Origin of the sequence: Streptomyces sp. CGMCC 4.7035 (assembly GCF_031583065.1) — a bacterium.
GTDB classification, from domain to species: domain Bacteria; phylum Actinomycetota; class Actinomycetes; order Streptomycetales; family Streptomycetaceae; genus Streptomyces; species Streptomyces yaanensis.
The window spans coordinates 5,756,056-5,780,934 of sequence record NZ_CP134053.1 but is presented as its reverse complement, the minus strand read 5'-3'; the positions used below and the strand labels follow the sequence as shown (position 1 = coordinate 5,780,934).

Genomic DNA, 24,879 nt, shown 5'->3' with positions numbered 1-24,879 from the left:
GGGGGTCTGGGGGCGCAGCCCCCAGGTACGGGAAGGGTAGGGGCGGCGGGGGCGAAAACCCCGCGCCCGCCCCCAACGCACCGTCAGCCCCGCCCCCACACCTCGGCCACCGCCTCCCGGGCCCCCACCGCATCCGCGGAAACCCCGAACGCGGACAGTGCCGCCCCCAGCGCGGCGAGGCTCGCCCGGACGACCTCCGCCGCCGCATCGGCCCCGTAGTGGTTGACCCGGATCATCTCCTTCGCCAACGCACCCCCGCCCGCGGCCAGCGGCAGTGTGGGGTCCGACTCCAGTGCCCGGGCGACCAGTTCCGCCGCGACCACACCGGAAGGTGCCCGCAGGGTCGTCGCGACGGGTGCCGCGTCCCCGGCCTCGTACACGTACGGCTCCAGCCCGCCGCCCAGGGCGACCGCCCCGGCCCGGGTAGCCGCGGCGGCGGACCGGTGCCGGGCCATGACGGCGTCCAGGCCCTCCGCCTCGATCCGCTCCACACACGCCTCCAGCGCCAGCATCTCCAGCTGCGCCGGAGCGTGCAGCAGGGCCTTGCGGCCGCCGTCGATCCAGCGTTCCTTCCAGTCCAGAAGGGACAGATACGAGCGGCGCGGCGCACCGGGGTTCGCCGCCATCCGCGCCCACGCCCGCTCGCTCACCGACACCGCCGACACCCCGGCCGGCCCGCCCATCGCCTTCTGCGCCCCGATCACGCACAGGTCCACGCCCCACGCGTCCGGCAGCACCGGCTCCGCGCCGATCGAGGCGACGGCGTCCAGGTAGAAGAGTGCGCCGTGCTCCCGTACGACCGCGCCGATCTCCGCCACCGGGTTCGTGTTCCCGGTGGCCGCCTCCGCGTGCACCAGCGATACGAAGTCGATCTCCGGGTGCTCGGCGAGAGCGTCCCGGATCTGTGCCGCCGTGACCGCCGTGTGGAACGGCACGGCCAGGTCGTGCACCGTCGCACCGCAGTCCCGCAGCCAGTTGCCGAATGTCTGCCCGTAGGGACCCGTGATCACGTTCAGTGCCGTCGTGCCGGGTCCGGCGGTCCCGCGGATCGCGCCCTCCAGCGGCAGCAGCGCCTCACCCTGCATGATCACGACGTCCTGCTCGGTGGAGAGCAGCCGCGCCACGCGGTCCTCGATCGAGGCGAAGCGGTCGGCGCTCAGCGGGGCGAGGTCCAGGAAGGGATGGGTCACGGCGGTGCTCTCTTCGGTCACGAGGGTTGACGGAGTCGAGCGTATCCGGCGCGTGGGACACCCCTCTCACCGGAAATTTCTGGGGCCTACCGGAGCGTTCTGAGGCGGAACGGTCCCGCTGCCATGGGATTGGTTTGGGGCACTCAAACCTCTCCTTATAATCGGAACGCACAGTTCCCCCTCAGGAGGTCTCCCCGTGAACACGCTCCTCGGGCGCCCGGCCCGCATCCTGGCCGCCACCACCGCGACGGCCGGGCTGCTGCTCGTGGCCGGCTGCACGTCGAGCGACAGCGGCGGCAGCGGCAAGAAGACCGCCGCCGGCGGGGTCGAGGTCGTCAAGGCCGGACAGCTCACCACCTGCACGCACCTGCCGTACCCGCCCTTCCAGTCGGAGATCGACGGCAAGGTGCAGGGCTTCGACGTCTCCATCATCGACCTGGTCGCCAAGGACCTCGGGGTGAAGCAGGAGATCCTGGACACGCCGTTCGAGAACTTCAAGACCGGCGCCTTCCTCAACTCCGGCCAGTGCGACCTGGCCGCGGCCGGCATCACCATCACCGACGAGCGCAAGAAGAACGTCGACTTCTCGGACCCGTACTTCGACGCCACCCAGGCCCTTCTGGTCGCCAAGAACAGCGGGGTCACCTCGCTCGCCGACGTGAAGTCCAAGGGCGTCAAGCTCGGTGCCCAGGCGCAGACCACCGGCGAGGACTACGCCAAGAGCAAGGGCCTCGACCCGGTCTCCTTCGAGTCCTCCGACGCGGTCATCAACGGCCTGCGCACCGGCCAGGTCAAGGCCGTCATCATCGACTACCCGGTCGTCCAGGGCTGGCTGAAGGACAAGGCGACCGCGGACGCCTTCAAGGTGGTCGACAACCTCAACACCGGTGAGCAGTACGGCATCATGGTGAAGAAGGGCAACACCAAGCTCGCCGCCGCCATCAACAAGGCGATCAAGGACGCGAAGGCCGACGGCACGTACAAGAAGCTGTACGAGCAGTGGATCGGCCCGTACAACGCCTCGGCCGCCTCTCCGTCGGCATCCTGACCTCATGCCCCACACAGACGCACAAGTGCAGCCCCGCAAAAAGGGACTGACCCGGCGCCAGAAGCGTCGTCTGTCGCGCGGCGCACAGTACGTGGTCTTCGTCGCGGCCGTGATCGCCTTCGCGGTCACGGCCGACTGGGACCGGCTGCAGAACCAGTTCGCGCAGGCCGACATCGCCCGGCAGATGTTCCCGGACGTCATCACCCTGGCGCTGAAGAACACCGTGCTGTACACGCTGTCCGGCTTCGCCGTCGGGCTGGCCCTCGGCATGGTCATCGCACTGATGCGGCTGTCGTCCGTGGGACCGTACCGCTGGCTGGCCGGCGTCTACATCGAGATCTTCCGCGGTCTGCCCGCGCTGCTGATCTTCATCTTCATCGGCGTGGCCGTGCCGCTGGCCTTCCCCGGCACGGAGATCGTCGGCGGCACGTACGGCAAGGTGGCTCTCGCGCTCGGCCTGGTGGCCGCCGCGTACATGGCGGAGACGATCCGCGCGGGCATCCAGGCCGTGCCGAAGGGGCAGATGGAGGCGGCCCGTTCGCTGGGCTTCTCACCTGCCCGGGCCATGGTCTCGATCATCATCCCGCAGGCGTTCCGGATCATCCTGCCGCCGCTCACCAACGAACTCGTCCTCCTCTTCAAGGACTCCTCGTTGGTGCTGTTCCTCGGCGTCACGCTGGAGGAGCGCGAACTGTCCAAGTTCGGCCGCGACCTCGCCAGCCAGACCGCCAACTCCACGCCGATCCTGGTCGCGGGTCTGTGTTATCTGCTGATCACGATCCCGCTCGGCTTCGTCGTGCGCCGTATGGAGGCCAAGGCCCAGGAGGCCGTCAAGTGAGCAGCAACGCGGAGATCCAGGTCCGGGACCTGCACAAGTCCTTCGGCGACAACGAAGTCCTGCGCGGCATCGACCTGGAGATCAACCAGGGCGAGGTCGTCTGCGTCATCGGCCCCTCCGGCTCCGGCAAGTCGACCCTGCTGCGCTGTGTGAACCTCCTGGAGGAGCCCACCAAGGGCCAGGTCTTCGTCGGCGGCACCGAGGTCACCGACCCCGACGTCGACATCGACGCCGTACGCCGCCGTATCGGCATGGTCTTCCAGCAGTTCAACCTCTTCCCGCACCTGACGGTGACCGAGAACCTCACGCTGCCGCAGCGCCGGGTCCTCAAGCGGAACAAGGCGCAGGCCGCGAAGATCGCGGCCGAGAACCTCCAGCGGGTGGGTCTCGCCGAGAAGGCCGACGCCTACCCCTCCTCCCTCTCCGGCGGTCAGCAGCAGCGCGTGGCGATCGCCCGCGCGCTCGCCATGGGCCCCGAGGTGATGCTCTTCGACGAGCCGACCTCGGCGCTCGACCCCGAGCTGGTGGGCGACGTTCTCGCGGTCATGCGCATGCTCGCGGACGAGGGCATGACGATGATGGTCGTCACCCATGAGATGACCTTCGCGCGCGAGGTCGCCGACCGGGTCGTCTTCATGGACGGCGGCGTGATCGTCGAGGACGGCACGCCGGACCGCGTCATCGGCGCCCCGAGCCACGAGCGCACCCGCCACTTCCTCTCCCGCCTCCTGGACCCGGCGATGGCGCAGGTGGAGGAGGAGACCTCGGACCAGGTGGGCGAAGCCGGGTAGCACGACCGGGGGCGGGGGCGAGCAGCACGCGAACTAAGGTGCAGTACATGAGCGAACGCGCGGTGCTGCACGTGAGGGGACGGGTGCTCGTCGGACCCGAGGAGGTCCGCGACGAGCTGTGGGTGGTCGACGGCCGGATCTCGTACGACCGCCCGGCCGGCGCCCGCGACGTCCGTACCGTCGAGGGCTGGGCGCTGCCCGGCCTCGTCGACGCGCACTGCCATGTCGGCCTCGATGCCCATGGCCTGGTCGCCGAGGACGTCTCCGAGAAGCAGGCGCTGACCGACCGCGACGCCGGCACCCTGCTGATCCGTGACGCGGGCTCCCCCTCGGACACGCGCTGGATCGACGACCGCGACGACCTCCCGAAGATCATCCGGGCCGGCCGGCACATCGCGCGCACCCGCCGCTACATCCGCAACTACGCCTGGGAGATCGAGCCCGAGGACCTCGTCGCGTATGTCGCCCAGGAGGCCCGGCGCGGCGACGGCTGGGTCAAGCTGGTCGGCGACTGGATCGACCGGGAGGCCGGGGACCTGTCCGCGTGCTGGCCGCGTGAGGCGGCCCGGGCGGCGATCGCGGAGGCACACCGGCTGGGTGCGCGGGTGACGGCCCACTGCTTCGCCGAGGACTCGCTGCGGGACCTGGTCGAGGCGGGCATCGACTGCGTCGAGCACGCGACGGGCCTGACGGAGGACACGATCCCGCTGTTCGCTGAGCGGGGCGTCGCGATCGTGCCGACCCTGGTCAACATCGCGACCTTCCCGAGGCTCGCGGACGGCGGGGAGGCTCGGTATCCGCGCTGGTCGGCCCATATGCGACGGCTGCACGAACGACGCTACGACACCGTGCGCGCCGCGTACGACGCCGGCATCCCCGTGTACGTCGGTACGGACGCCGGGGGTTCCCTGGCCCACGGTCTGGTGGCGGGCGAAGTGGCGGAACTGGTGACCGCCGGCATCCCGCCGGTCATGGCGCTGTCGGCGACCACGTGGGGCGCGCGTGCCTGGCTGGGGCGCCCCGGTCTGGACGAGGGCGCGCCCGCGGACCTCGTGGTGTACGAGGCGGATCCGCGTGCGGACGTACAGGTGCTGGCGGCGCCGCGGCGGGTGGTGCTGAACGGGAGGGTGGTCGGGTAGGCGCCGTGCACCGCGCTCCGGTCACGCCCCCGGTGTGGGGGATGCGGAGGTGACCGGAGGGAACGGACGTGCTGCCGGTTTCGAATACGTTCGCGAGGAATCCACGATGGAGTGAAGCCGTGCGGTCTCGCTGACGGTTCACCCGTGGTGCGTAATTCTTTCCGGGTCCCAAGCAAGTCATCTCTGGGGGTCCCACCCGTGAACGGCACCACTTTCCGCATGCCCGCACGTCGTCTGACCACCGTCGCGGTGGCCACCGCCCTGGCCGCCGGTCCCGCTGCGCTGGCCGGCGCGGGCTCCGCGCGGGCGACCACCGACCACGGTCGCGCGACCGCCGTCGTGCTGCGCACCGGCCTCGATGTGTCCCTGCTCAACAAGACCGTGAACGTTCCCCTCACGGTCTCCCTCAACGAGGTACAGGCGCCGCGGAGCGCGAACCGGACCGCGCTCACGGCCTCGCTGGACGGCGTGAACGGCGGCCGTCCGTTCACCGTGCTGCGGGCGGAGACCGCCACGGCGAAGGCGACGGTGACCGCGACGAGGGCGGAGGCCTCCACGAACCTCGCGCACGCCCGGGTCCATGTGCCCGGGCTGCCGCTGCTGTCCCTGATCGAGGTGGAGGGCGTGACGTCCCGCGCGGTGTGCGAGGCGGGCAGGAAACCGGTCGCCACGGCGAATCTGCTGGGCGGGGTGACGATTTTCGGCAGGAAGGTGACGGTGTCGGCGGGCGGGCCGACGGAGGTGAAGGTGCCGGGGGTCGGGGAGGTACGGCTCGATGTGTCGCCGACCCGGACGACGTCGCGGACGGCTGCCGCGTCCGCGCTGCGGCTGACGGTGTCCGTGAATCCGCTGAAGCTGAATGTGGCGGAGGTGACGGGGACGGTGACGTTGGCGGGGGTGACCTGTGAGACGCCGGTCCCGGCGGCGTCTGCCGGGCCGTCTTCCGGTGCGTCGTCCGGGGCGTCTGCGGCGGGGGACTCGGTGGACGGCCGGGCGGACGGCCGGGCGGGGGGTGTGAGGCCGCAGGGCGCTCATGCGGAGACGGGTCTTGCGGAGACCGGGGGGAGTTCGGCGATGCCGTACATCGTGGGTGGGGCGGTTGCGTTGCTGGTGGCGGGTGGGGGAGCGGTGGGGATGGCGCGGCGCCGCCGCGGCTGATCCCGGGGGTGTTTTCGCCCCCGCCGCCCCTACCCTTCCCGTCCCTGGGGGCTGCCGCCCCCGGACCCCCGCTGTCGGCCTTGACGGCCTCGTCCTCAAACTCCCCCAAGCTCTTCGAGCAGGGGGGACCCCCAGACGGGCTGAATAATGCCGACCGCCAAATCCAGCCCGTCCGCCAAATCCAGCCGGTGCGGCGAATTCAGCCCCTCCGGCGTTTGAGGAGCGGGGGTCCGGGGGGCTGGCCCCCGAAGAGGGGTCTGGGGCGGAGCCCCAGCGGGGCCCAGGGGCGGAGCCCCGCGAGGGGTGCAGGAGACGCAGTCCCCGCTGGGGTTCAGGGGGCGGAGCCCCAGCGGGGCCCAGGGGCGGAGCCCCGCGGGGGGTGCAGGGGACGAAGCCCTGCGGGGTCCAGGGGCGGAGCCCCGGGAGGGGTGCAGGGGACGCAGTCCCCGCCAGGGGTTCAGGGGGCGGAGCCCCCGGTGGGGTTGAAGGGGCGGAGCCCCTGGGGGATGGGACGGGTAGGGGCGGCGGGGGCGGAAAACCCGCTCAGCGTGTCGTCAGCGTCAGCGCCCGGTCCAGCGCCTGCAAGAACCGATTCACCGTGGCCCGGTCCCGCACCGCCAACCGCAGCCACTCCTCCCCCAACCCCGGAAACGTATCCCCGCGCCGCACCGCGAACCCAAGGCCCCGCAGGTGACGCCGCACCGCCGTCGCCCGCGGAAGGCGGATCAGGACGAACGGCCCCTCCGCCGGCTCCGCCACCCACAGCCCGTCCGGCTCGAACTCCCGCAGCCCCGCCACCAGATGCGCCCGGTCCGCCGCCACCCGGTGCGCCGCGTGCGCCGCCTCCGCCAGCGCCCGGGGCGACACACACGCCTCAGCCGCCGCGAGCGCGGGAGTGGACACCGGCCACAGCGGCTGCGCCCGCTCCAACTCCGCGATCGTCTCCGCGGATGCCAGGACGTAGCCGATGCGCAGGCCCGCCAGCCCCCAGGTCTTGGTGAGACTGCGCAGGACCACCAGACCGGGGATGTCCGTCCGGCCCGCCAGCGCCTCCCGTTCCCCCGGCACCGCGTCCATGAACGCCTCGTCGACCACCAACGTCCGCCCGGGACGGGCGAGCGCGGCGACCGTGGCCGCCGGGTGCAGTACCGACGTCGGGTTCGTCGGGTTGCCTATCACCACCAGATCCGCGTCCTCGGGAACCAGCACCGGGTCCAGGCGGAAGCCGTCCCGCTGCCGCAGCAGGACCCGTTCCACCGTGTGCCCGGCATCCCGCAACGCCGCCTCCGGCTCGGTGAACTGCGGATGCACCACCACCGGTCGACGCACCTTCAACGCACGCGCGAGCAGCACGAACGCCTCGGCCGCGCCCGCCGTGAGCAGCACCTGCTCGACCGGCAGACCGTGCCGCGCCGCCACCGCCGCCCGCGCGGCCCGCCCGTCGGGGTACGCCGCGAGCCCGCCCAGCGACCCGGCGATCACCTCGCGCAGCCACACCGGGGGCGTGTCCGCGCGCACGTTCACCGCGAGGTCGGTCAGTTCCGCACCGTCGTCACGGACCTCGGCGTCCCCGTGGTGCCGCAGGTCGTGCTGCCCACCCTCGTGTTCAGTGCGCATGGGAGTGTGTGTGCCCGCCGTGGTGTCCGTGGTGGTGTCCATGGCCGTGATGGTGGCCGTCGTCGTCGGGGTGGAAGTGCGGCTGCTGCGGCAGCCCCACCTTGTCCTCGAAGCCCGGCAGCGCGATCCGGTACACGCACGAGTCGCAGTTCATGCGAAGGTCGCCCTTCAGCGCCTCCTCGTAGCGCTCCATCACGAGGTCGAGCAGCTCCGGCTCCGGACCGATCACGTCCGCCGACCGCACCTCGACGTCCGGGTGCGCCGCCGCCCAGCCCTCCGTCTGCTGCCGCACCCGGTCCGGCAGAATGCCGGTGAAGAGGAAGTACGGCAACACGACGATCCGCTTCGCGCCCAGCCGCGCACACCGGTCCAGGCCGCTCGGCACGTCCGGCGCCGCCAGCGACACGAACGCCGTCTCCACGCCCGCGTACCCGCGCCCCTCCCATAGCAGCCGCGCCGCCTTGTACACCTCGGCGTTCGCGTCCGGGTCCGTCGACCCGCGCCCGACCAGCAGCACGGTCACGTCGGCCCGGTCCTCGGGCGTGCGCGCCGCACCCCCGAGGGCCTCGTCCAGGCGCCGCTCCAGCACACTCAGCAGCGCCGGGTGCGGGCCCAGCGGGCGCCCGTACGTGTACGAGATCCCGGGGTGCCGCTCCTTCTCCCGGGCCAGCGCCGCCGGGATGTCCCCCTTGGCGTGCCCGGCGGACACCAGCATCAGCGGCACGGCGGCGAACCGGCGCACCCCACGCTCCACCAGCTCGGCCACCGCCTCACCCAGCGGCGGCGGCGACAGCTCGATGAAGCCGCCCGCGACGGGCAGTTCGGGGTGGCGGCGCCCCAGCTCCCGGACGAAGTCGCGGAACGCCTCGGCGCCGGCATCGTCCCGGGTGCCATGGCCGGCGATGAGCAGGGCGGGCGGCGGGGTGGTCACGGGGTCTCCTTCGAAGTGGGGTGGTACAGCAGGGCGTTGAGCGCGGCGGCGGCGACCGCCGAACCGCCCTTCTCGGACACGTTGCTCACGGCGGGCAGCCCGCTCTCGCGCAGCGCGGCCTTGGACTCCGCCGCGCCGACGAAACCGACCGGAAGACCGATCACCAGCGCGGGCGAGGCGTCCAGCTTCAGCAGCTCCTCCAGGGCGGTCGGCGCGCAGCCGATCACCCAGAGCGCTCCGGGGCCGACGTCCTCGTACGCGAGCCGGATCGCGTGCGCCGAGCGCGTCATCCCCGGGCCGGACCTGGCGTCCTTGAGCCGGCAGACGGTCTCCCGCCGAGTGATCCCGGCCGCGACCATCTCCACGTCCACGACCACGGGCGCGCCGTCGTGCAGCGCGGCATGCGCCTTCTCCAGCTCGCCCTCGTCCATGACGAGATCGCTCGCGTAGTCGAGGTCGGCGGCGGAGTGGATGACCCGCTCCACCACCGCCCGCGTCAGCGGCGCGAAGTGCGAGGTGTCCAGACGGGCCCGCAGCCGCCGGAAGGACTCCTGCTCGATCGGGTGGACCACACGGTTCACTTCGACTCCTCCTGCCAGCGGTAGCCGCGCGGCGTCACCATGCGCCCCGCGATCTCACGGGTCGCCGTGTTGCCCACGGTCACGACCGTCATCATGTCGACCGTCGCCGGGTCGAGCGAGGCCAGGGTCGTCAGACGGCTGGATTCGTCCGGCCGCGACGCGTTCCGTACGACACCGACCGGCGTCGTCGGCTCCCGGTGTCCGGCGAGGATCGCGAGCGCCTTCGGGAGCTGCCAGTCCCGGCCCCGGCTGCGCGGGTTGTAGAAGGTGACGACGAGGTCCGCCTCGGCCGCGGCCCGCACCCGCCGCTCGATGACCTCCCAAGGGGTGTGCAGGTCGGAGAGGCTGATCGACACATGGTCGTGGCCCAGGGGCGCGCCCAGGATCGCCCCGGCCGCGAGAGCCGCCGTGACGCCCGGCACACCGACCACGTCGATGTCGTCGGACGCCTCCGCGAGCGCCGGGGAGGCCATGGCGTACACCCCGGCGTCCCCGCTGCCGATCAGCGCGACGGAATGACCCTTCCGGGCCTCCGCGACCGCCGTGCGCGCCCGCTCCTCCTCCGCGCCGAGCCCCGACTCCAGGACCTGGGTGCCGGGCCGCAGCAGATCGCGGATCTGGTCGACGTACTGGTCGAGCCCGACGAGTACGGACGCACGCCGGAGTTCGGCCTTGGCGCGCGGCGTCAGCAGGTCCCGGGCGCCCGGCCCGAGCCCGACGACGGCCAGCCGCCCACGCCCCGGCCGCCGTACGACGGCACAGGTCGCCATCGCCGGTCGCGCGGCCGACTTGCGCTTGGGAACCAGGAGTTCGCCGTCCCGTACGAGCGCGGCGGCCTCGGCGACGGACGGCGTGCCGACCGCGGCGAGCGGCGCGTCGGACGGGTTGGGCACCTCGACCTTCGCCAACTCCTCGGCGGCGTACGTCACCACGGGCACCCCGAGCCGCTTGGCCGCCTCGACGATCCCGGGCTCGTCGGACTTGGCGTCGACGGTGGCGAGTTCGGCGACCGACTTCACGGAGAGCCCGGCGTCCAGCAGCGCACCCTCGACGAGGCCGAGGATCTCGTCGACGGGCGCGCCCTTGGAGGCGCCGACACCCACGACGAGGGACGGCGGCCGCAGGACGACCTCCTGCTCGGCGGGCTCGACGGCGCGGTCCGTGACCCGGATCGTGTACGCGCCCTCGGCGGCGACCCGCAGCGGCGGCAGCGGCCAGTTCACCTCCGCCGTGAGGGCGACCGGCTCCCCGTCGAGCAGCGCCCGCGAGACCCCCGCGACATCGCCCTCCACCGGGAACCCGAGCGTGTCGAGGCCCGGCAGCCCCACGGCGTCCGTCGCGGTCGTCACCACCGGCTCGGCGCCCAGCAGCTCACCCACCTCGACGGCCAGTTCATTGGCGCCGCCGCCGTGCCCGCCGACCAGGGACACGGCGAACCGCCCGCCCTCGTCGACGCACACCACACCCGGGTCGGACGTCTTGTCGCCCAGCAGCGGGGCGACCAGCCGAACGACCGCCCCCGTCGCCAGGAAGCACACGAGCTGCTCGCACTCCGCGAAGGCGGCCCGGACGGCATCCCCGACGGGCCCGTCGTACACCCGCGTACGGTCGGGCCATGCCGCGGCCAGCCGGTCCCGCGCAGCCGCCCCGGCCGCGGTGGCGGAAATGAGGCCGATCACAGAGCAACTCCTTCGGTACGCGCCGGAGGCCGCGTGCCCCACAGCAGGAAAACAGGGTTGGTCGCCGCGAGCCGGGACACGTCCCCCGGCAGCGGCGCGAGCCGCGACGACTGCAACAGCACGCCGTCGCAGGAGAACCCGGCCGCGACGAGCGCCTCGCGCGCCGCCGGTACGCGGTCCAGGGCGGCCATGGCGACCACCACCGCCCGCCGGGCCCGCCGGGCGCACGCGGTCACGATGGCGGGCAGTTCGCGCCCCCCGCCGCCGATGAACACGGCGTCGGGGTCGTCGAGGCCGGACAGCGCGGCGGGCGCGGCCCCGTGCACCACGCGGACGTCGACGCCGTGCGCCTCGGCGTTGGCGCGGACCCGTTCGACGCCGTCCGCGGTCTTCTCGATCGCGGTGACGGCCGCGCCGAGCCGCGCGCACTCCACGGCCACGGACCCGGAGCCCGCGCCGACGTCCCAGACCAGGTCGCCCAGGCGCGGGCCGAGCCGGGCCAGGGCCAGCGCCCGGACCTCGAACTTGGTGATCATCGAGTCGCGGTGCGTGAACTCGGTCTCGTCCAGGGCCCACCCGGCGGGTCCGGGCGGTGGCCCGGCGACCGTCCGCACGGCGCCGAGCGCCCGGGCCTCGTCCAGGCAGAGCACCACGCTCACCGCCCCACCCCAGTCGCGGGCGGCGGCCTCGGCAGGGGTGACCCGTTCGACGTGCTCGCGGTCGGGGTCGCCCAGCGCGGAGGCGACGACGAGAACACGCCCGCCCGGCTCGTGGGCGAGCGCGGCGCCCAGCTCGGCGGGCCCGGAACCGGGCCCCGTCAGCACGGCGACCTTCGGGTGGGCCCGGCAGACGTTGACCGCCGTCCGTACAGCCCGCCCGTGCGCGCTGACCACCACCGCGTCGTCCCACGTCAGCCCCACCCGCGCGAAGGCGGTGGCCACGGAGGAGACACCCGGCCGTACGTCGAGCCGCTCGGACCCGAACCGCTCGGCCAGCACTCGCACGATCCCGAAGAACCCGGGGTCACCGGAGGCCAGCACGACGACCGGCCGGTCCTTCTCGACGTACTGCCCGACGATGTCCAGCGCCGGTGCCAGCGGCCCCAGGACGACCTGCTCGGCGGTGTCCGGCACCGGCGCGGCCTCCAGATGCCGCCGCCCGCCCACCACGAGGTCCGCCCCGGCCAGGACGTCCTCGGGAAGCGGCGCCCCCGTGCCCGTACCGACGACGGTGATCAGGCGATTCACGTGCCGGCACCCCGTGCGCGCAGGGCCTTGCGGGCCTCGGGGTCGGCCTTGCGGTAACCGTGGAAGTGGCCGGGGTGGTAGAGGTGCGAGCGCGTGCCGTGCGCGTCCAGCGCCGGGCCGACCAGGAAGAGGGTGTGCTTCCAGAGCTTGTGCTCCTTGACGGTCTCCTCCAGCGTGCCGATCGTGCACCTCACGACCAGCTCCTCGGGCCAGGTGGCCTGGTAGGCGACGACGACCGGGGTGGTCGTCGGATAGCCGCCCTCCAGCAGCTCCCGCACCAGCTGCCCGCTGCGGGCAGCGGACAGGAAGATCGCCATCGTCGTCCCGTGCCGAGCGAACTCGCGCACCTCCTCCCCGGGCGGCATCGGCGTCTTGCCGCCGCCGAGCCGGGTGAGGATCACGGACTGCGCGACCTCGGGGATCGTCAGCTCCCGCTGGGCGAGCGCGGCGACGGCGGAGAAGGACGAGACGCCGGGCACGACCTCCGTCTCGATCCCGATCTCGGCGCACCGGTCGACCTGCTCCTGCGTACCGCCCCACAGGGCCGGGTCGCCGGAGTGGATACGGGCGACGCGCAGGCCCTCTTCGCGAGCCCGCCGGTAGACGGCGACGACGTCCTCCAGGGACATGGCCGCCGAGTCGAGGATCTCGGCGCCCTCCCGCGCGTGCTCCAGGACCTCCGCCTGCACCAGGCTGGCCGCCCAGATCACGACGTCGGCCTCGGCGATGGCGCGCGCGGCGCGGAACGTCAGCAGGTCGGCGGCGCCGGGGCCGGCACCGACGAAGGTCACCTTGCCGGTGGTGGCATCGGCCATGGGAATCTTTCCTTTCCTACGAATGCTTCAGCAGTGCGAAACGCCGGTGTGCACAGGGCCGCCGGTCCTGTGCACACCGGTATGGATTGGACAGCAAGGTCATATGGCGGTCTTCGTCGCGCTCGGCGCGTTCCTCATGACGCTGGCGGGCGGCTGGACGGCACAGCGCGTGACCGACCGCCGTCATCTCGTCCTCGGCCTGGCCGGCGGACTGATGCTCGGCGTGGTCGGCCTGGACCTGCTGCCGGAGGCGCTGCGCGCGGCGGGCGGCGAGGTGTTCGGCGTACCGGCCGCGCTGCTGCTGTTCGTGGCCGGCTTCCTGCTGGCCCACCTGGTGGAACGCCTGCTCGCTGCCCGCCGTGCCGCGCACGGGGCGGACGAGCACAACCACCGGGCGCCCGAGGTGGGCCTGACGGCGGCCGCGGCGATGGTCGGGCACAGCGCCATGGACGGTGTCGCGATCGGCGCCGCGTTCCAGGTGGGCGGCGGCATGGGCGCGGCGGTCGCGGTCGCGGTCGTCGCGCACGACTTCGCGGACGGCTTCAACACCTACACGATCACGAGCCTGTACGGGAACGCGCGCCGCAAGGCCCTCACGATGCTCGTCGCGGACGCGGCGGCGCCCGTGCTGGGCGCGGCGTCCACCCTGGCGTTCACCATCCCCGAGCGACTGCTCGGCGGCTATCTGGGCCTCTTCGGCGGCGCACTCCTCTACCTGGCCGCCGCCGAGATCCTCCCGGAGGCGCACCACGTCCACCCCGCCCGCTCGACCTTGCTGTGCACGGTCGCGGGCGCGGCGTTCATCTGGCTGGTGGTGGGCCTCGCGGGCTGATCTCCCGTCGGTCACAGCTTGCCGCCGCGGGTGCCGTCACGCCGGGCGGGCGCGATGAGGGTGGAGAGGTAGGGGAGCGGACCGCCGTCGAGGTCGGCGGCAGGGCGGATGGACTCCTCCGGCAGCCCGAGCGCCGACCCCCACACGGCGTCGTCGAGCCTCCCGGTCTCACGCAACGCCTCGGCGACCTCATGCGCCTGCCGCCCGAACTTGTACGCGACGACGGTGCCGGGCCCGTCGAGGGCGTCCTTGAGCACGGCGGAACCGGCGGTGACGGGCACCAGCGTGAGCGGCTCGGTGCCCTCGGTCAGGACGGCCCCCGACCGCGCGGCGAGGTCCTGCATGGCGGTGATGCCGGGCACGGTCTCGACGACGGTGCCGGGCACGAGCTGCTCGATGGTCTGCGCGAGATAGGTGAAGGTCGAGTACACGTTCGGATCGCCGATGGTGGCGAAGGCGACGACGGCGTGCTCGCGCAGCAGTCCGGCCACGCGCTCCCCGGCGGCGTCCCAGGCGGCCTCGCGGCGCGCGCGGTCGCTGCGCTCGTTGAGCGCGAACACGACACGTACGACCCTCTCCTCGGGCACGTAGTGCAGCACGGTCGCCTCGGCGCGCCCGCGCTCCCCGCTGTCCATCACGGGTACAACGACGACGTCGGCCTCCCGCAGAGCGTTGACGCCCTTGACGGTCACCAGCTCGGGGTCGCCGGGGCCCACCCCGACTCCGATCAGTCTGCTGCTCATGACGTCCGGCACCTCTCCACGAACCGACGGGCCACACCGGGCGCGGCGGCCCAGTGCGTGTGCAGATAACTCGCGTGCACACCTTGTTGTACGAAACCTTCGACGCGCCGCCGAGGGGCGCGCACCCCCCAGGCGGGAGCCGCCCCCGCACCGGGCTCGACGACGGTCCGGTGGAACTCGTGCCCGCGCATCCGGGTCCCGGCCGCGGCGAGAACACTGTCGCTGACGGCCACGGCGTCGCGGTAGCCGAGGGTGAGCCGTTCGCTCATGCGGGCGGTGGCGTCGAGCACTCCGCACATCGGCTGTCCGTCCAGCTCCTGGCACAGATACAGCAGCCCGGCACACTCGGCGGCGACGGGAGCCCCGCTCAGCGCGAGCTCGGCGACGGCTTTGCGGAGGGCTTCGTTGGCGGACAGCTCGGAGGCGTACACCTCGGGGAACCCACCGCCGATGACCAACCCCTGTGTACCGTCCGGGAGCCTCTCATCACGCAGGGGATCGAAGGTGACGACTTCGGCTCCGGCGGCGGCGAGCAGCTCACTGTGCTCCGTGTAGGAGAACGTGAACGCCGCACCACCGGCAACGGCAACTACCGGTGCCTTCAAACCCGGTCCGGCATCAATCAGCCCGTCCGGCGTTTGAGGACGAGGCCGTTCAGGCCGATGGGGGTCTGGGGGCGCAGCCCCCAGGGACGGGAAGGGAAGGGGCGGCGGGGGCGAGGAAACCAGGACCTCACCCGCATCCCAAGCCGCACCCGCCAACGCACCCGCACCCCGCGCCAGCCCCAGCAAGGCCTCCAGATCGCACCCTTCGCGCACCTGCGCGGCCATCGCGGCGACAGCCTCCAAGGCCTGCGCCCGCCGCTCGGCGACAGGCACCAGCCCGAGGTGCCGCGACGGCGTGCTGACCTGCGGAGCCCGCCGCAGGACGCCGAGCACCGGCACACCCGCCGAGTCCAGAGCCTCCCGCAACAACTCCTCATGCCGGTCGGACCCGACCTTGTTGAGGATCACGCCCCCGACCCGCACCTCCGGATCCCAGGACGCGAACCCGTGCACCAGCGCCGCCACCGACCGTGACTGCGACGACGCGTCGACCACGAGCACCACCGGAGCCCGCAACAGCTTCGCCACATGGGCCGTGGACGCCAGTTCACCCTCCCCGGCGGCCCCGTCGTACAGCCCCATCACACCCTCGACGACAGCGAGGTCGCACCCGCGCGCCCCGTGCAGGAACAGCGGCGCGATCAGCTCCGGCCCGCACAGGTAGGCGTCGAGGTTCCGCCCCACGCGCCCGGTGGCGAGCGTGTGATACCCGGGATCGATGTAGTCGGGCCCCACCTTGTGCGGGGACACGGCGAGCCCCCGCTGGGCGAAGGCCGCCATCAATCCCGTGGCAACGGTGGTCTTGCCGCTGCCCGACGAGGGCGCGGCGATGACCAGTCGGGGCACGGACGAGGACATCACCACGACATCACCACTCGATGCCCTTCTGGCCCTTCTGGCCGACGTCCATCGGGTGCTTGACCTTGGACATGTCGGTGACGAGGTCGGCGAAGTCGACGAGCTTCTCGGGCGCGTTCCGCCCGGTGATCACGACATGCTGGGTACCGGGCCGGTTGCGCAGCACGTCGACGACCTCGTCGGTGTCGACCCATCCCCAGTGCATGGGGTAGGCGAACTCGTCGAGCACGTACAGCCGGTACGTCTCGGCGGCCAGGTCACGCTTGACCTGCTCCCAGCCCTCCCGGGCCTTCTCCTCGTTGTCCATCTGATCGTCGCGCTGCACCCACGACCAGCCCTCGCCCATCTTGTGCCAGTCCACGGTGCCGCCCTCGCCGCTGGCGCCCAGCACCCGCAGCGCGTTCTCCTCACCGACCTTCCACTTCGCCGACTTGACGAACTGGAACACCCCGATGGGCCACCCCTGGTTCCAGGCGCGCAGCGCGAGCCCGAAGGCCGCCGTCGACTTGCCCTTCCCGATGCCCGTGTGCACGACGACGAGCGGGCGGTTGCGTCGCTGACGGGTCGTCAGGCCGTCGTCCGGTACGACACTCGGCTGTCCCTGCGGCATTACGCGGCCCTCCTCGAAGTCCCCGGCGTCCCCTGCACGTTCCTCACCAGCCCGGCGATGCTGTCCGCGCGCAGCTCGTCCAGCGTCACCGCCGTACCGCCCAGTTCGCCGGCGAGTTGCCCGGCGAGCCCCAGCCGCACGGGCCCCGACTCGCAGTCCACGACCACGGACGCGACGCCCTCGGCGGCGAACAGCCGCGCCGCACGCCCGGCAAGAGCGACCGGCTCCGGACCACCCGTGGCCCGCCCGTCCGTCACCACCACGACCAGCGCCCGCCGCGCCGGATCCCGCAGCCGCTCGACCCGCAGCACGTCATGGGCCTTGAGCAGCCCGGCCGCCAGCGGCGTCCGCCCGCCCGTCGGCAGCGACTCCAGCCGGGCCGCCGCCGCGTCCACCGACGAGGTCGGCGGCAGCGCGACGTCGGCCGCCGAGCCCCGGAAGGTCACGAGCCCCACCTTGTCCCGCCGCTGGTAGGCGTCGAGCAGCAGCGACAGCACGGCACCCTTCACGGCACTCATCCGCTGCCGGGCCGCCATCGATCCGGAGGCGTCGACCACGAACAGCACGAGGTTCCCCTCGCGCCCCTCCCGCGTCGCCTGCCGCAGATCGTCACGGCGCAGGACAAGCCCCGGCCCGGAGCGCCCCCGCGCCCGCTGATGCGGCGCCGCCGCCTGCACGGTCGCCGCCAGGTGCAGTTTGGTGAGCGCCCCCTGGGGCCGCCGCGCCCCGGTGGTCCGCCCGTGTGCGGTCCGCGCCCGGGACCGCCGCCCGGCGGCGCCGTCGCCGAGTCCCGGCACGGTCAGCACCTTCGTACGAAAGGGTTCGGAGGCGTGTGCGGCCTGCTGTTCCCCGGGGCCCGAGGCCCCCGGCTGTCCGCTCTCCCCGGCCTCGGGGCGCGCGGCGGTGTCACCGCCCTGCGGCCCCTCGTCGGGCGAGGGCTGACCGCCACCGCCGCCGGGCCCGTCGGGACCCGGGTCGTCGTCCTCCTCGGAACCTCCGAACTCCTCCAGCGTCTCGTCGAGCTTGTCCTCGTCGAGGCCGGGAGCGTCGAAGGGATTGCGCCGCCGCCGGTGCGGGAGGGCGAGCAGCGCGGCCTGCCGGACATCCTCGGCGAGCACATCGGTGCGCCCGGCCCAGGCGGCCAGGGCGGTCGCCGTACGTGCCATCACGATGTCGGCGCGCATACCGTCGACCTCGAACGCGGCACAGGTCGCCGCGATCTGCCGCAGCGCGCCGTCCCCGAGCCGTACGGAGGGCAGCAGCTCGCGCGCGGCCACGATCCGGGCCCGTACGGCGGCCTCCTCCTCGGCCCAGCGCGCCGCGAAGCCCTCGGGGTCGTCGTCGTAGGCCAGCCGCCGCCGTACGACCTCCACGCGCTGGTCGGGCTCGCGCGAGGCGGCCACCTCGACGGTCAGCCCGAACCGGTCGAGCAGCTGCGGTCGCAGCTCACCCTCCTCGGGGTTCATGGTGCCGACGAGCAGGAAACGGGCGGCATGCCGTACGGAGACGCCCTCGCGCTCCACGTACGAGGCGCCCATCGCGGCGGCGTCCAGAAGCAGGTCGACCAGGTGGTCGTGGAGGAGGTTGACCTCGTCGACGTACAGGATGCCGCGGTGCGCGTCGGCGAGCAGGCCCGGCTCGAAGGCCTTCACGCCCTCGGCCAGCGCCCGCTCGATGTCGAGGGCGCCCACGAGCCGGTCCTCGGAGGCGCCGACGGGCAGCTCGACCATCCGCGCGGGCCGCTGCGTCCCGGCGCCGACCTCGTGCGGCCCGTCCGGGCAGTTCGGGTCGGGCGCGGCGGGGGCGCAGGAGAAGCGGCACCCGGGGACCACGTCGACCGCCGGCAGCAGCGCCGAGAGCGCGCGCACGGCCGTGGACTTGGCGGTGCCCTTCTCGCCGCGCACCAGCACACCGCCGACCGCGGGCGAGACCGCGTTCAGCAGCAGCGCGAGCCGCAGGTCGTCCTGGCCGACGACGGCCGTGAACGGAAACGGGGTACTCACTTCTCGTCGCCCTCCAAGTCGCCTTCGAGCTCCAGATAGGTGGCGCGCAGCCGCTCCAGCGTCTCCGCGTCCGGCTCGGCCCACAGACCGCGGTCGGCGGCCTCCAGCAGCCGCTCGGTGATGCCGCGCAGCGCCCAGGGGTTGGACTTCTTCATGAAGTCCCGGTTCTCGGCGTCGAAGACGTACTCCGCGCTGAGCTTCTCGTACATCCAGTCGTCGACGACCCCGGCCGTGGCGTCGTACCCGAAGAGGTAGTCGACGGTCGCCGCCATCTCGAAGGCGCCCTTGTAGCCGTGGCGGCGCATGGCCGCCATCCAGCGCGGGTTGACGACGCGGGCGCGGAAGACGCGGTGGGTCTCCTCGCCGAGGGTCCTCGTCTTCACCTGGTCCGGTACGGCGGAGTCGCCCACATACGCCTCGGGGCTGGCGCCCGTCAGGTGCCGCACCATGGCGACCATCCCGCCGTGGTACTGGAAGTAGTCGTCGGCGTCCACGAGGTCGTGCTCGCGGGTGTCGACGTTCTTGGCGGCGACGGCGATCCGCTTGAACGCCGTCTCCATGTCCCCGCGCGCCGCCCGCCCGTCGAGCCCGCGCCCGTACGCATAGCCGCCCCACACCGCGTACACCTCGGCGAGGTCGGCGTCGGAGCGCCAGTTGCGCGCGTCGATCAGCGGCAGCAGTCCGGCCCCGTACGCGCCCGGCTTGGAGCCGAAGATACGGGCGGTCGCGCGCCGCCGGTCGCCGTGCGCGGCGGTGTCCTCGTCGGCGTGGGCGCGGACGAAGTTCTGCTCGGCCGGCTCGTCCAGTTCGGCGACAGCCCGCACGGCGTCGTCGATGAGGCCGACGACATGCGGGAACGCGTCGCGGAAGAAGCCCGAGATGCGGACCGTGACGTCGATACGGGGGCGGCCGAGCTCGGCGAGCGGCACGATCTCGAAGCCGGTCACCCGGCGCGAGGCGTCGTCCCAGACCGGGCGGCAGCCGAGCAGCGCCAGGATCTCGGCGATGTCGTCGCCCTGGGTGCGCATCGCGGACGTGCCCCAGACGGTCAGGCCGACGGACTTCGGGTACTCACCGGTGTCGCTCAGATACCGCTGGACGAGCGAGTCGGCCAGCGACTGCCCGACCTCCCAGCTCAGCCGCGACGGAATGGCCTTGGGGTCGACGGAGTAGAAGTTGCGGCCGGTCGGCAGGACGTTGACCAGACCGCGCGTCGGGGAGCCCGACGGACCCGCCGGGACGTAACCGCCGTCGAGCGCCTTGAGGATGTGGCCGATCTCGTCGGTCGTACGGGCGAGCCGCGGAACGACCTCGGTGCAGGCGAACTCCAGCACGGCGACGGCGGCCGGGAGGTCGGTGCCGAGGACATCACGTACGAGAGCACTGCTCTCCGAAACGGCCCAGTCGCGCTCCTCCATGCCCTCCGCGATCCGCCGGCACAGCTGCTCCAGCAGGTCGATGGCGTCGGCGGCGGTGCGGGAGGGGCCGTCCACCAGATCCGTCAGCTCCACCGGCACCTTCACCGGCACGCCCGGCTCGGCGAGCAGCTCCTTCTCCACCAGCCCGAAGTGCTCGGCCAGCGAAGCCCTCAACCCCGGCAGGGCGTTCGCCTGCCCGCCCCACACCTGCGAGGCGCGCAGCACGGCGAGCACGAGGTTCACCCGCGGCTCGCCCACCGGACCGCCGCCCAGGATGTGCAGACCGTCGCGGATCTGCACATCCTTGATCTCGCACAGATAGCCGTCGATGTGCATGACGAACTCGTCGAAGTCGCCGTCCTCCGGCTGCTCGTCCACGTGCAGGTCGTGGTGCAGCTCGGCAGCCTTGACGAGGGTCCAGATCTGGGCCCGCACAGCGGGCGCCTTCGTCGGGTCCAGGTCGGAGACCAGCGCGTACTCGTCGAGCAACTGCTCCAGCTTGGCCAGGTCGCCGTAGGTGTCGGCGCGCGCCATCGGCGGTACGAGGTGGTCGACGACCGTGGCGTGGCCGCGCCGCTTGGCCTGGGTGCCCTCGCCGGGGTCGTTGACGATGAACGGGTAGATCAGGGGCAGGTCGCCGAGGACGGCGTCCGGTGCGCAGCCCTTGCTGAGCCCCAGTCCCTTGCCCGGCAGCCACTCCATCGTGCCGTGCTTGCCCATGTGGACGATCGCGTCGGCCTTGAAGGTGTTTTCGAGCCACCTGTACGCCGCCATGTAGTGGTGCGACGGCGGCATGTCGGGGTCGTGGTAGATCGCGATCGGGTTCTCGCCGAAGCCGCGCGGCGGCTGGATCATGACGACGACGTTCCCGAACTGGAGCGACGCCAGCACGATGTCGTCCCCGTCGACGTACAGGCTGCCCGGCGGCTCGCCCCACGCCTGAAGCATCGCGTCCCGCAGCTCCGGGTCCAGCTTGTCGAACCACGCCCGGTAGTCGGCGAGCGGTACGCGCGCGGGCGCCGCGGCCAGCTGGTCCTCGGTCAGCCACTCGACGTCATGGCCGCCGGCCTCGATGAGGCGGTGGATCAGCTCGTCGCCCCCCGCTGGGTATTCGGTCAGGCCGTACCCGGCGTCCCGGAGCGCGTCCAGCACGCGTACGGCCGAAGCGGGCGTGTCCAGGCCGACCGCGTTGCCGACCCGCGAGTGCTTGGTCGGGTAGGCGGTGAAGACGAGCGCGAGCTTCTTCTCGGCGTTCGGCTTGTGTTTCAACCGGGCGTGCCGCACCGCGATCCCGGCGACGCGCGCGGCCCGCTCCGGGTCGGCGACATACACCGGCACGTCGTCGGGGCCCTGCTCCTTGAAGGAGAAGGGGACCGTGATGAGCCGGCCGTCGAACTCCGGGATCGCGACCTGCATCGCCGCGTCCATGGGGGAGAGGGCGGCGTCGGACTCGTCCCACGCGGCGCGCGAGGAGGTGAGGCACAGCCCCTGCAACACCGGAACGTTGAGCTCCGCGAGGGCCCCGATGTCCCAGGCCTCCTCGTCGCCGCCCGCCGACGCTTGCGAGGCGTGCGTGCCGCCTGCGGCGAGGACGGTGGCGACGAGGGCGTCAGCCTTGGACAGAAGTTCATAGAGTCCCGCGTCGGCGCCGCGCAGCGAACCGCAGTACACCGGCAGGGCGTTGGCCCCCTGCGCCTCGATCGCGTCGCACAGCGTGTCCACGAAGGCGGTGTTGCCGCTGAGTTCATGGGCGCGGTAGAAGAGCACGCCGACGGTCGGGCGGCCCTCCACGTACGCGCGCTCGCCGTGGACGCCGTACTCGGGCATCTGCTGCGGCTCGACGAACCCCTCGCCGGTCAGCAGCACGGTGTCGGACAGGAAGCGCGCCAGTTCCGTGAGGTTGGCCGGGCCGCCCTCGACGAGGTAGCGCAGCGCCTCGGCCACGACACCCGCGGGCACGGACGACTCGGCCATCAGCTCGGCGTCGGGGACGGCCTCTCCGCCGAGCAGCACGGTCGGGATGCCGGAGGCCTTGAGCCGGGCGAGTCCGTCCTCCCAGGCGCGCTTGCCGCCCAGCAGTCGTACGACGGCGATGTCGGCGCCCTCGATCAGCCCCGGCAGTTCCTCCGTGACGTCCACGCGGGTCGGGTTGCCGATCCGGTAGGGCGCGCCGGAGGCACGGGCCGCCAGCAGATCGGTGTCGGCGGTCGACAACAACAACACTGTGCTCATGCGGGCGCTCCCGGTGGAATGAAAGGCAGTCCTTGCGGCGCGCCCGACTCGATGAGCCGCCACAGCGCGTCCGTGTCCGCGTGTTGTTCGATCAGATCGCCGAGCCGGTCGAGCTGCTCCTCGCGCAGCGCGGCGAACGACGTGTCGGCGGCCGGTACGAAGCGGCGGCCCGCGGCGGCCGCCACCTCGCGCAGAAACGCCCGCCGGAAACCGTCGGATTCCAGCGAGCCGTGCCAGTGCGTGCCCCAGACGGCGCCGACCCGGCAGCCGTCCAGGCTGTGTCCATTGCCATCAGAGATGAACGTGTCCCCACCGGTGACGTCGGCGACCCCGTGGTGGATCTCGTACCCCTCGACGTGCTCGCCGAGCGCCTCGCCGACGGGCCGGGTCAGGGTCTTCTCGCGGGCGAACCGCACCCGTACGGGCAGGACCCCGAGGCCGTCCACGCTGCCCTTGCGGCTCTCGACCTCGTCCTCGATGTGCTCGCCGAGGAGCTGGAAACCACCGCAGATCCCGAGGACCGGCCGCCCTTCCGTGGCCCTGCGCACCAGCGCGTCCGCGAGCCCCCGCTCGCGCAGCCACTCCAGGGCCTTCACGGTCCCCCGTGTCCCCGGAACGATCACGAGGTCGGCGTCCGCCAGCTCCTCGGGCCGGTCCACGAACCGGACGACGACACCGGGTTCGGCGGCGAGCGCGTCCACGTCGGTGAAGTTGGACATCAGCGGAATGGCACACACGGCGACCCGCAGCACGTCCTCGCCGAGCGGCGGCGCGACGACGGACTCGCGCACGGCCCCCCGAAGCGAGACCGCCATCCCGTCCTCCTCGTCGATCCCCAGTCCGTGCTGGAACGGAAGCACGCCGTACGTCCGCCGCCCGGTGAGGCCGTGCAGCATGTCGAGACCGGGTTCCAGCAGGGTGACGTCCCCGCGGAACTTGTTGACGAGGAATCCGGCGACCAGTTCCTGGTCCTCGGGGGAGAGCAGGGCGACGGTGCCGAAGAAGGAGGCGAAGACGCCGCCCCGGTCGATGTCGCCGACGATGAGAACGGGGAGCCGGGCGTTGCGGGCGATCCCCATGTTCACGATGTCGGTCCGCCGCAGATTGATCTCGGCAGGACTGCCGGCCCCCTCACAGATCACCGCGTCATACGTGCCCCGCAACTCGGCGAGGCAGTCCAGCACGGTGCCGAGGAGCGCCTCCTGACGACCGCCGTGCAGCCTTTTCCCGGGGGACACTGCACCTGATTGCGGCTGCGCCGCGGGCCCAGACCCCCCGAAGAAACCGCGCGCACTGAGTTCGCCCACCGGCTTGCCCATGAGCACGACCTGACTGCTCCGGTCGCTGCCGGGCTTGAGCAGGACGGGGTTCATCAGCGCGGTCGGCTCGATGCGGCACGCCTGGGCCTGCATGGCCTGCGCCCGGCCGATCTCGGCGCCCTCGCGCGTGACGAAGGAGTTCAGGGACATGTTCTGCGCCTTGAAGGGCGCGACCTTGACCCCCTGCCGCACCAGCCAACGGCAGATCCCGGCGGTGACGACGCTCTTGCCGGCGTCGGAGGTGGTGCCGGCGACGAGGAGACCACCGCTCATGACGTACGCCCCTTCTTCAGCATCCGTGCGGCCGCGCACACCCCGAGCGCGAGCCAGCTCACGCGCCGTGAGAGCCGTGCGGCGCGTTCGATGTCCTGGACCTGGACGGCGCGCCCCGCGCCGCCCAGTACCGGCCGGTGCTCCACGCGCCCCCCGTACGAGAGCGTCCCGCCCAGCCGCACCCCGAGCGCCCCCGCGAACGAGGCCTCCACGGGGCCGGCGTTGGGGCTCGGATGCTTGGCGGCGTCCGCGCGCCAGGCACGTACGGCTCCTCCCGGATCGCCGCCCGCCGCTGCCGCGAGCACGGCGGTGAGCCGCGCCCCCGGCCATCCGGCGAGGTCGTCGAGCCGAGCGGAGGCCCACCCGAAGCGCCGGTACCGGGGCGACTTGTGCCCGACCATCGCGTCGAGGGTGTTGACGGCCCGGAAGCCGACGAGCCCGGGCACACCGCCCACGGCTCCCCACACCAGCGCGCCCACCACGGCGTCCGAGGTGTTCTCGGCGACGGACTCGACGACGGCGCGCGCGATCCCGTCGGCGTCGAGCGCCTGCGGATCGCGCCCGCACAGATGGGGCAGCCGCGCACGGGCGGCCTCGACATCGCCCGCCTCCAGGGCGCGCCCGATGTGCCGGGCCTCCCGGGCGAGCGACGTCCCGCCGACGACGGCCCAGGTGGCGGCGGCGGTCAGGGCCACGGAGGCGGCGGTGGACGTACGTACGGAGCGAGCGGCGACGGCCCCGAGTGTCACGGCGCCGCCGGCGCACACGGCGGTGTGCAGCGCGCCCCACCCGCGGTGGTCCCGCCACAGCATCCGCTCCACGGCGCCCGCGGCCCGCCCGAACGCGGCGACCGGATGCCCGCGGCGCGGATCGCCGAGCAGGAGGTCACCGAGGAGGCCGGCGGCGGCGCCGTACGCGAAGACGCGATCGGCACCCATCGGCTCAGCCGACC

General features: G+C 72.8%; 20 protein-coding genes. 6 read left to right on the top strand and 14 right to left on the bottom strand.

Going from position 1 to position 24,879, the window contains the following annotated elements:
- Positions 1–83 precede the first annotated feature (83 nt).
- Positions 84–1,211, bottom strand: a complete 1,128-nt coding sequence (locus Q2K21_RS25315) for a pyridoxal-phosphate-dependent aminotransferase family protein (RefSeq protein ID WP_310775339.1) — start codon at positions 1,209–1,211, stop codon at positions 84–86.
- A gap of 175 nt (positions 1,212–1,386) precedes the next feature.
- Between Q2K21_RS25315 and Q2K21_RS25310 the strand changes: the two genes are divergently transcribed.
- The 5 genes from Q2K21_RS25310 (at position 1,387) to Q2K21_RS25290 (ending at position 6,164) form a co-directional block, all read left to right on the top strand.
- Positions 1,387–2,238, top strand: a complete 852-nt coding sequence (locus tag Q2K21_RS25310; RefSeq protein WP_310775337.1) for a transporter substrate-binding domain-containing protein — start codon at positions 1,387–1,389, stop codon at positions 2,236–2,238.
- A gap of 4 nt (positions 2,239–2,242) precedes the next feature.
- A complete protein-coding gene (locus Q2K21_RS25305; RefSeq protein ID WP_310775335.1) occupies positions 2,243–3,076 on the top strand; it encodes an amino acid ABC transporter permease in 834 nt (277 codons plus the stop codon).
- Positions 3,073–3,867 carry an amino acid ABC transporter ATP-binding protein gene (locus tag Q2K21_RS25300; protein WP_310775333.1) on the top strand — a complete coding sequence of 265 codons (795 nt, stop codon included), beginning with the start codon at positions 3,073–3,075 and terminating at the stop codon, positions 3,865–3,867. Before Q2K21_RS25305 ends, Q2K21_RS25300 begins: the two co-directional genes overlap by 4 nt.
- A gap of 47 nt (positions 3,868–3,914) precedes the next feature.
- Positions 3,915–5,006 (top strand): amidohydrolase family protein, encoded by a 1,092-nt coding sequence (locus Q2K21_RS25295; protein ID WP_310775331.1) that lies wholly within the window; start codon positions 3,915–3,917, stop codon positions 5,004–5,006.
- A gap of 198 nt (positions 5,007–5,204) precedes the next feature.
- A complete protein-coding gene (locus Q2K21_RS25290) occupies positions 5,205–6,164 on the top strand; it encodes an SCO1860 family LAETG-anchored protein (RefSeq protein WP_310775329.1) in 960 nt (319 codons plus the stop codon).
- A gap of 543 nt (positions 6,165–6,707) precedes the next feature.
- On the opposite strand, the gene cobC is transcribed toward Q2K21_RS25290, so the two are convergent.
- From cobC to cobM, 6 genes are read right to left on the bottom strand one after another with little or no spacing between them, the layout of a single operon-like run.
- Positions 6,708–7,781, bottom strand: coding sequence for an Rv2231c family pyridoxal phosphate-dependent protein CobC (gene cobC / locus Q2K21_RS25285; protein ID WP_310781229.1), 1,074 nt, complete (start codon positions 7,779–7,781; stop codon positions 6,708–6,710).
- Positions 7,771–8,712, bottom strand: a complete 942-nt coding sequence (locus tag Q2K21_RS25280) for a sirohydrochlorin chelatase (RefSeq protein WP_310775328.1) — start codon at positions 8,710–8,712, stop codon at positions 7,771–7,773. Before Q2K21_RS25280 ends, cobC begins: the two co-directional genes overlap by 11 nt.
- Entirely contained in the window at positions 8,709–9,293 is a 585-nt protein-coding gene (locus Q2K21_RS25275; RefSeq protein ID WP_310775326.1) for a precorrin-8X methylmutase, read from the bottom strand. Before Q2K21_RS25275 ends, Q2K21_RS25280 begins: the two co-directional genes overlap by 4 nt.
- Positions 9,290–10,972, bottom strand: a complete 1,683-nt coding sequence (cobJ, locus tag Q2K21_RS25270) for a precorrin-3B C(17)-methyltransferase (protein WP_310775324.1) — start codon at positions 10,970–10,972, stop codon at positions 9,290–9,292. Before cobJ ends, Q2K21_RS25275 begins: the two co-directional genes overlap by 4 nt.
- Complete coding sequence (gene cbiE, locus Q2K21_RS25265; protein ID WP_310781227.1) at positions 10,969–12,210, bottom strand: precorrin-6y C5,15-methyltransferase (decarboxylating) subunit CbiE; 1,242 nt, start codon at positions 12,208–12,210, stop codon at positions 10,969–10,971. The genes cobJ and cbiE overlap by 4 nt, the downstream gene beginning before the upstream one ends.
- 5 nt (positions 12,211–12,215) lie before the next feature.
- Positions 12,216–13,034, bottom strand: a complete 819-nt coding sequence (gene cobM, locus Q2K21_RS25260; protein ID WP_310775323.1) for a precorrin-4 C(11)-methyltransferase — start codon at positions 13,032–13,034, stop codon at positions 12,216–12,218.
- Between the two features lie 103 nt (positions 13,035–13,137).
- On the opposite strand from cobM, the gene Q2K21_RS25255 reads away from it, so the two are divergent.
- Entirely contained in the window at positions 13,138–13,866 is a 729-nt protein-coding gene (locus tag Q2K21_RS25255) for a ZIP family metal transporter (protein ID WP_310775321.1), read from the top strand.
- Positions 13,867–13,877: 11 nt separating this feature from the next.
- Here the strand turns inward: Q2K21_RS25255 and cobI are convergent, their stop codons facing one another.
- From cobI to Q2K21_RS25220, 7 genes are read right to left on the bottom strand one after another with little or no spacing between them, the layout of a single operon-like run.
- A complete protein-coding gene (cobI, locus tag Q2K21_RS25250; RefSeq protein ID WP_310775319.1) occupies positions 13,878–14,609 on the bottom strand; it encodes a precorrin-2 C(20)-methyltransferase in 732 nt (243 codons plus the stop codon).
- Positions 14,606–16,072, bottom strand: coding sequence for a cobyrinate a,c-diamide synthase (locus tag Q2K21_RS25245; protein ID WP_310775317.1), 1,467 nt, complete (start codon positions 16,070–16,072; stop codon positions 14,606–14,608). The genes cobI and Q2K21_RS25245 overlap by 4 nt, the downstream gene beginning before the upstream one ends.
- 10 nt (positions 16,073–16,082) lie before the next feature.
- Positions 16,083–16,682, bottom strand: a complete 600-nt coding sequence (cobO, locus tag Q2K21_RS25240; protein ID WP_310775315.1) for a cob(I)yrinic acid a,c-diamide adenosyltransferase — start codon at positions 16,680–16,682, stop codon at positions 16,083–16,085.
- Positions 16,682–18,685, bottom strand: coding sequence for a putative cobaltochelatase (locus Q2K21_RS25235; protein WP_310775313.1), 2,004 nt, complete (start codon positions 18,683–18,685; stop codon positions 16,682–16,684). The genes cobO and Q2K21_RS25235 overlap by 1 nt, the downstream gene beginning before the upstream one ends.
- On the bottom strand, positions 18,682–22,335 hold the full coding sequence (gene cobN / locus Q2K21_RS25230) for a cobaltochelatase subunit CobN (protein ID WP_310775311.1): 3,654 nt from the start codon (positions 22,333–22,335) through the stop codon (positions 18,682–18,684). The genes Q2K21_RS25235 and cobN overlap by 4 nt, the downstream gene beginning before the upstream one ends.
- A complete protein-coding gene (locus tag Q2K21_RS25225; protein WP_310775309.1) occupies positions 22,332–23,927 on the bottom strand; it encodes a cobyric acid synthase in 1,596 nt (531 codons plus the stop codon). Before Q2K21_RS25225 ends, cobN begins: the two co-directional genes overlap by 4 nt.
- Positions 23,924–24,865 carry a cobalamin biosynthesis protein gene (locus Q2K21_RS25220; RefSeq protein WP_310775307.1) on the bottom strand — a complete coding sequence of 314 codons (942 nt, stop codon included), beginning with the start codon at positions 24,863–24,865 and terminating at the stop codon, positions 23,924–23,926. The genes Q2K21_RS25225 and Q2K21_RS25220 overlap by 4 nt, the downstream gene beginning before the upstream one ends.
- Positions 24,866–24,879: the final 14 nt, after the last annotated feature.

Coding starts and splice junctions, on each gene's coding strand:
- Q2K21_RS25305 (WP_310775335.1), top strand. CDS start 2,243: ATGCCCCACACAGACGCACAAGTGCAGCCCCGCAAAAAGGGACTGACC.
- Q2K21_RS25295 (WP_310775331.1), top strand. CDS start 3,915: ATGAGCGAACGCGCGGTGCTGCACGTGAGGGGACGGGTGCTCGTCGGA.
- cobC (WP_310781229.1), bottom strand. CDS start 7,781: ATGCGCACTGAACACGAGGGTGGGCAGCACGACCTGCGGCACCACGGG.
- cobM (WP_310775323.1), bottom strand. CDS start 13,034: ATGGCCGATGCCACCACCGGCAAGGTGACCTTCGTCGGTGCCGGCCCC.
- Q2K21_RS25255 (WP_310775321.1), top strand. CDS start 13,138: ATGGCGGTCTTCGTCGCGCTCGGCGCGTTCCTCATGACGCTGGCGGGC.
- cobI (WP_310775319.1), bottom strand. CDS start 14,609: ATGAGCAGCAGACTGATCGGAGTCGGGGTGGGCCCCGGCGACCCCGAG.
- Q2K21_RS25245 (WP_310775317.1), bottom strand. CDS start 16,072: ATGTCCTCGTCCGTGCCCCGACTGGTCATCGCCGCGCCCTCGTCGGGC.
- cobO (WP_310775315.1), bottom strand. CDS start 16,682: ATGCCGCAGGGACAGCCGAGTGTCGTACCGGACGACGGCCTGACGACC.
- cobN (WP_310775311.1), bottom strand. CDS start 22,335: ATGAGCACAGTGTTGTTGTTGTCGACCGCCGACACCGATCTGCTGGCG.
- Q2K21_RS25225 (WP_310775309.1), bottom strand. CDS start 23,927: ATGAGCGGTGGTCTCCTCGTCGCCGGCACCACCTCCGACGCCGGCAAG.
- Q2K21_RS25220 (WP_310775307.1), bottom strand. CDS start 24,865: ATGGGTGCCGATCGCGTCTTCGCGTACGGCGCCGCCGCCGGCCTCCTC.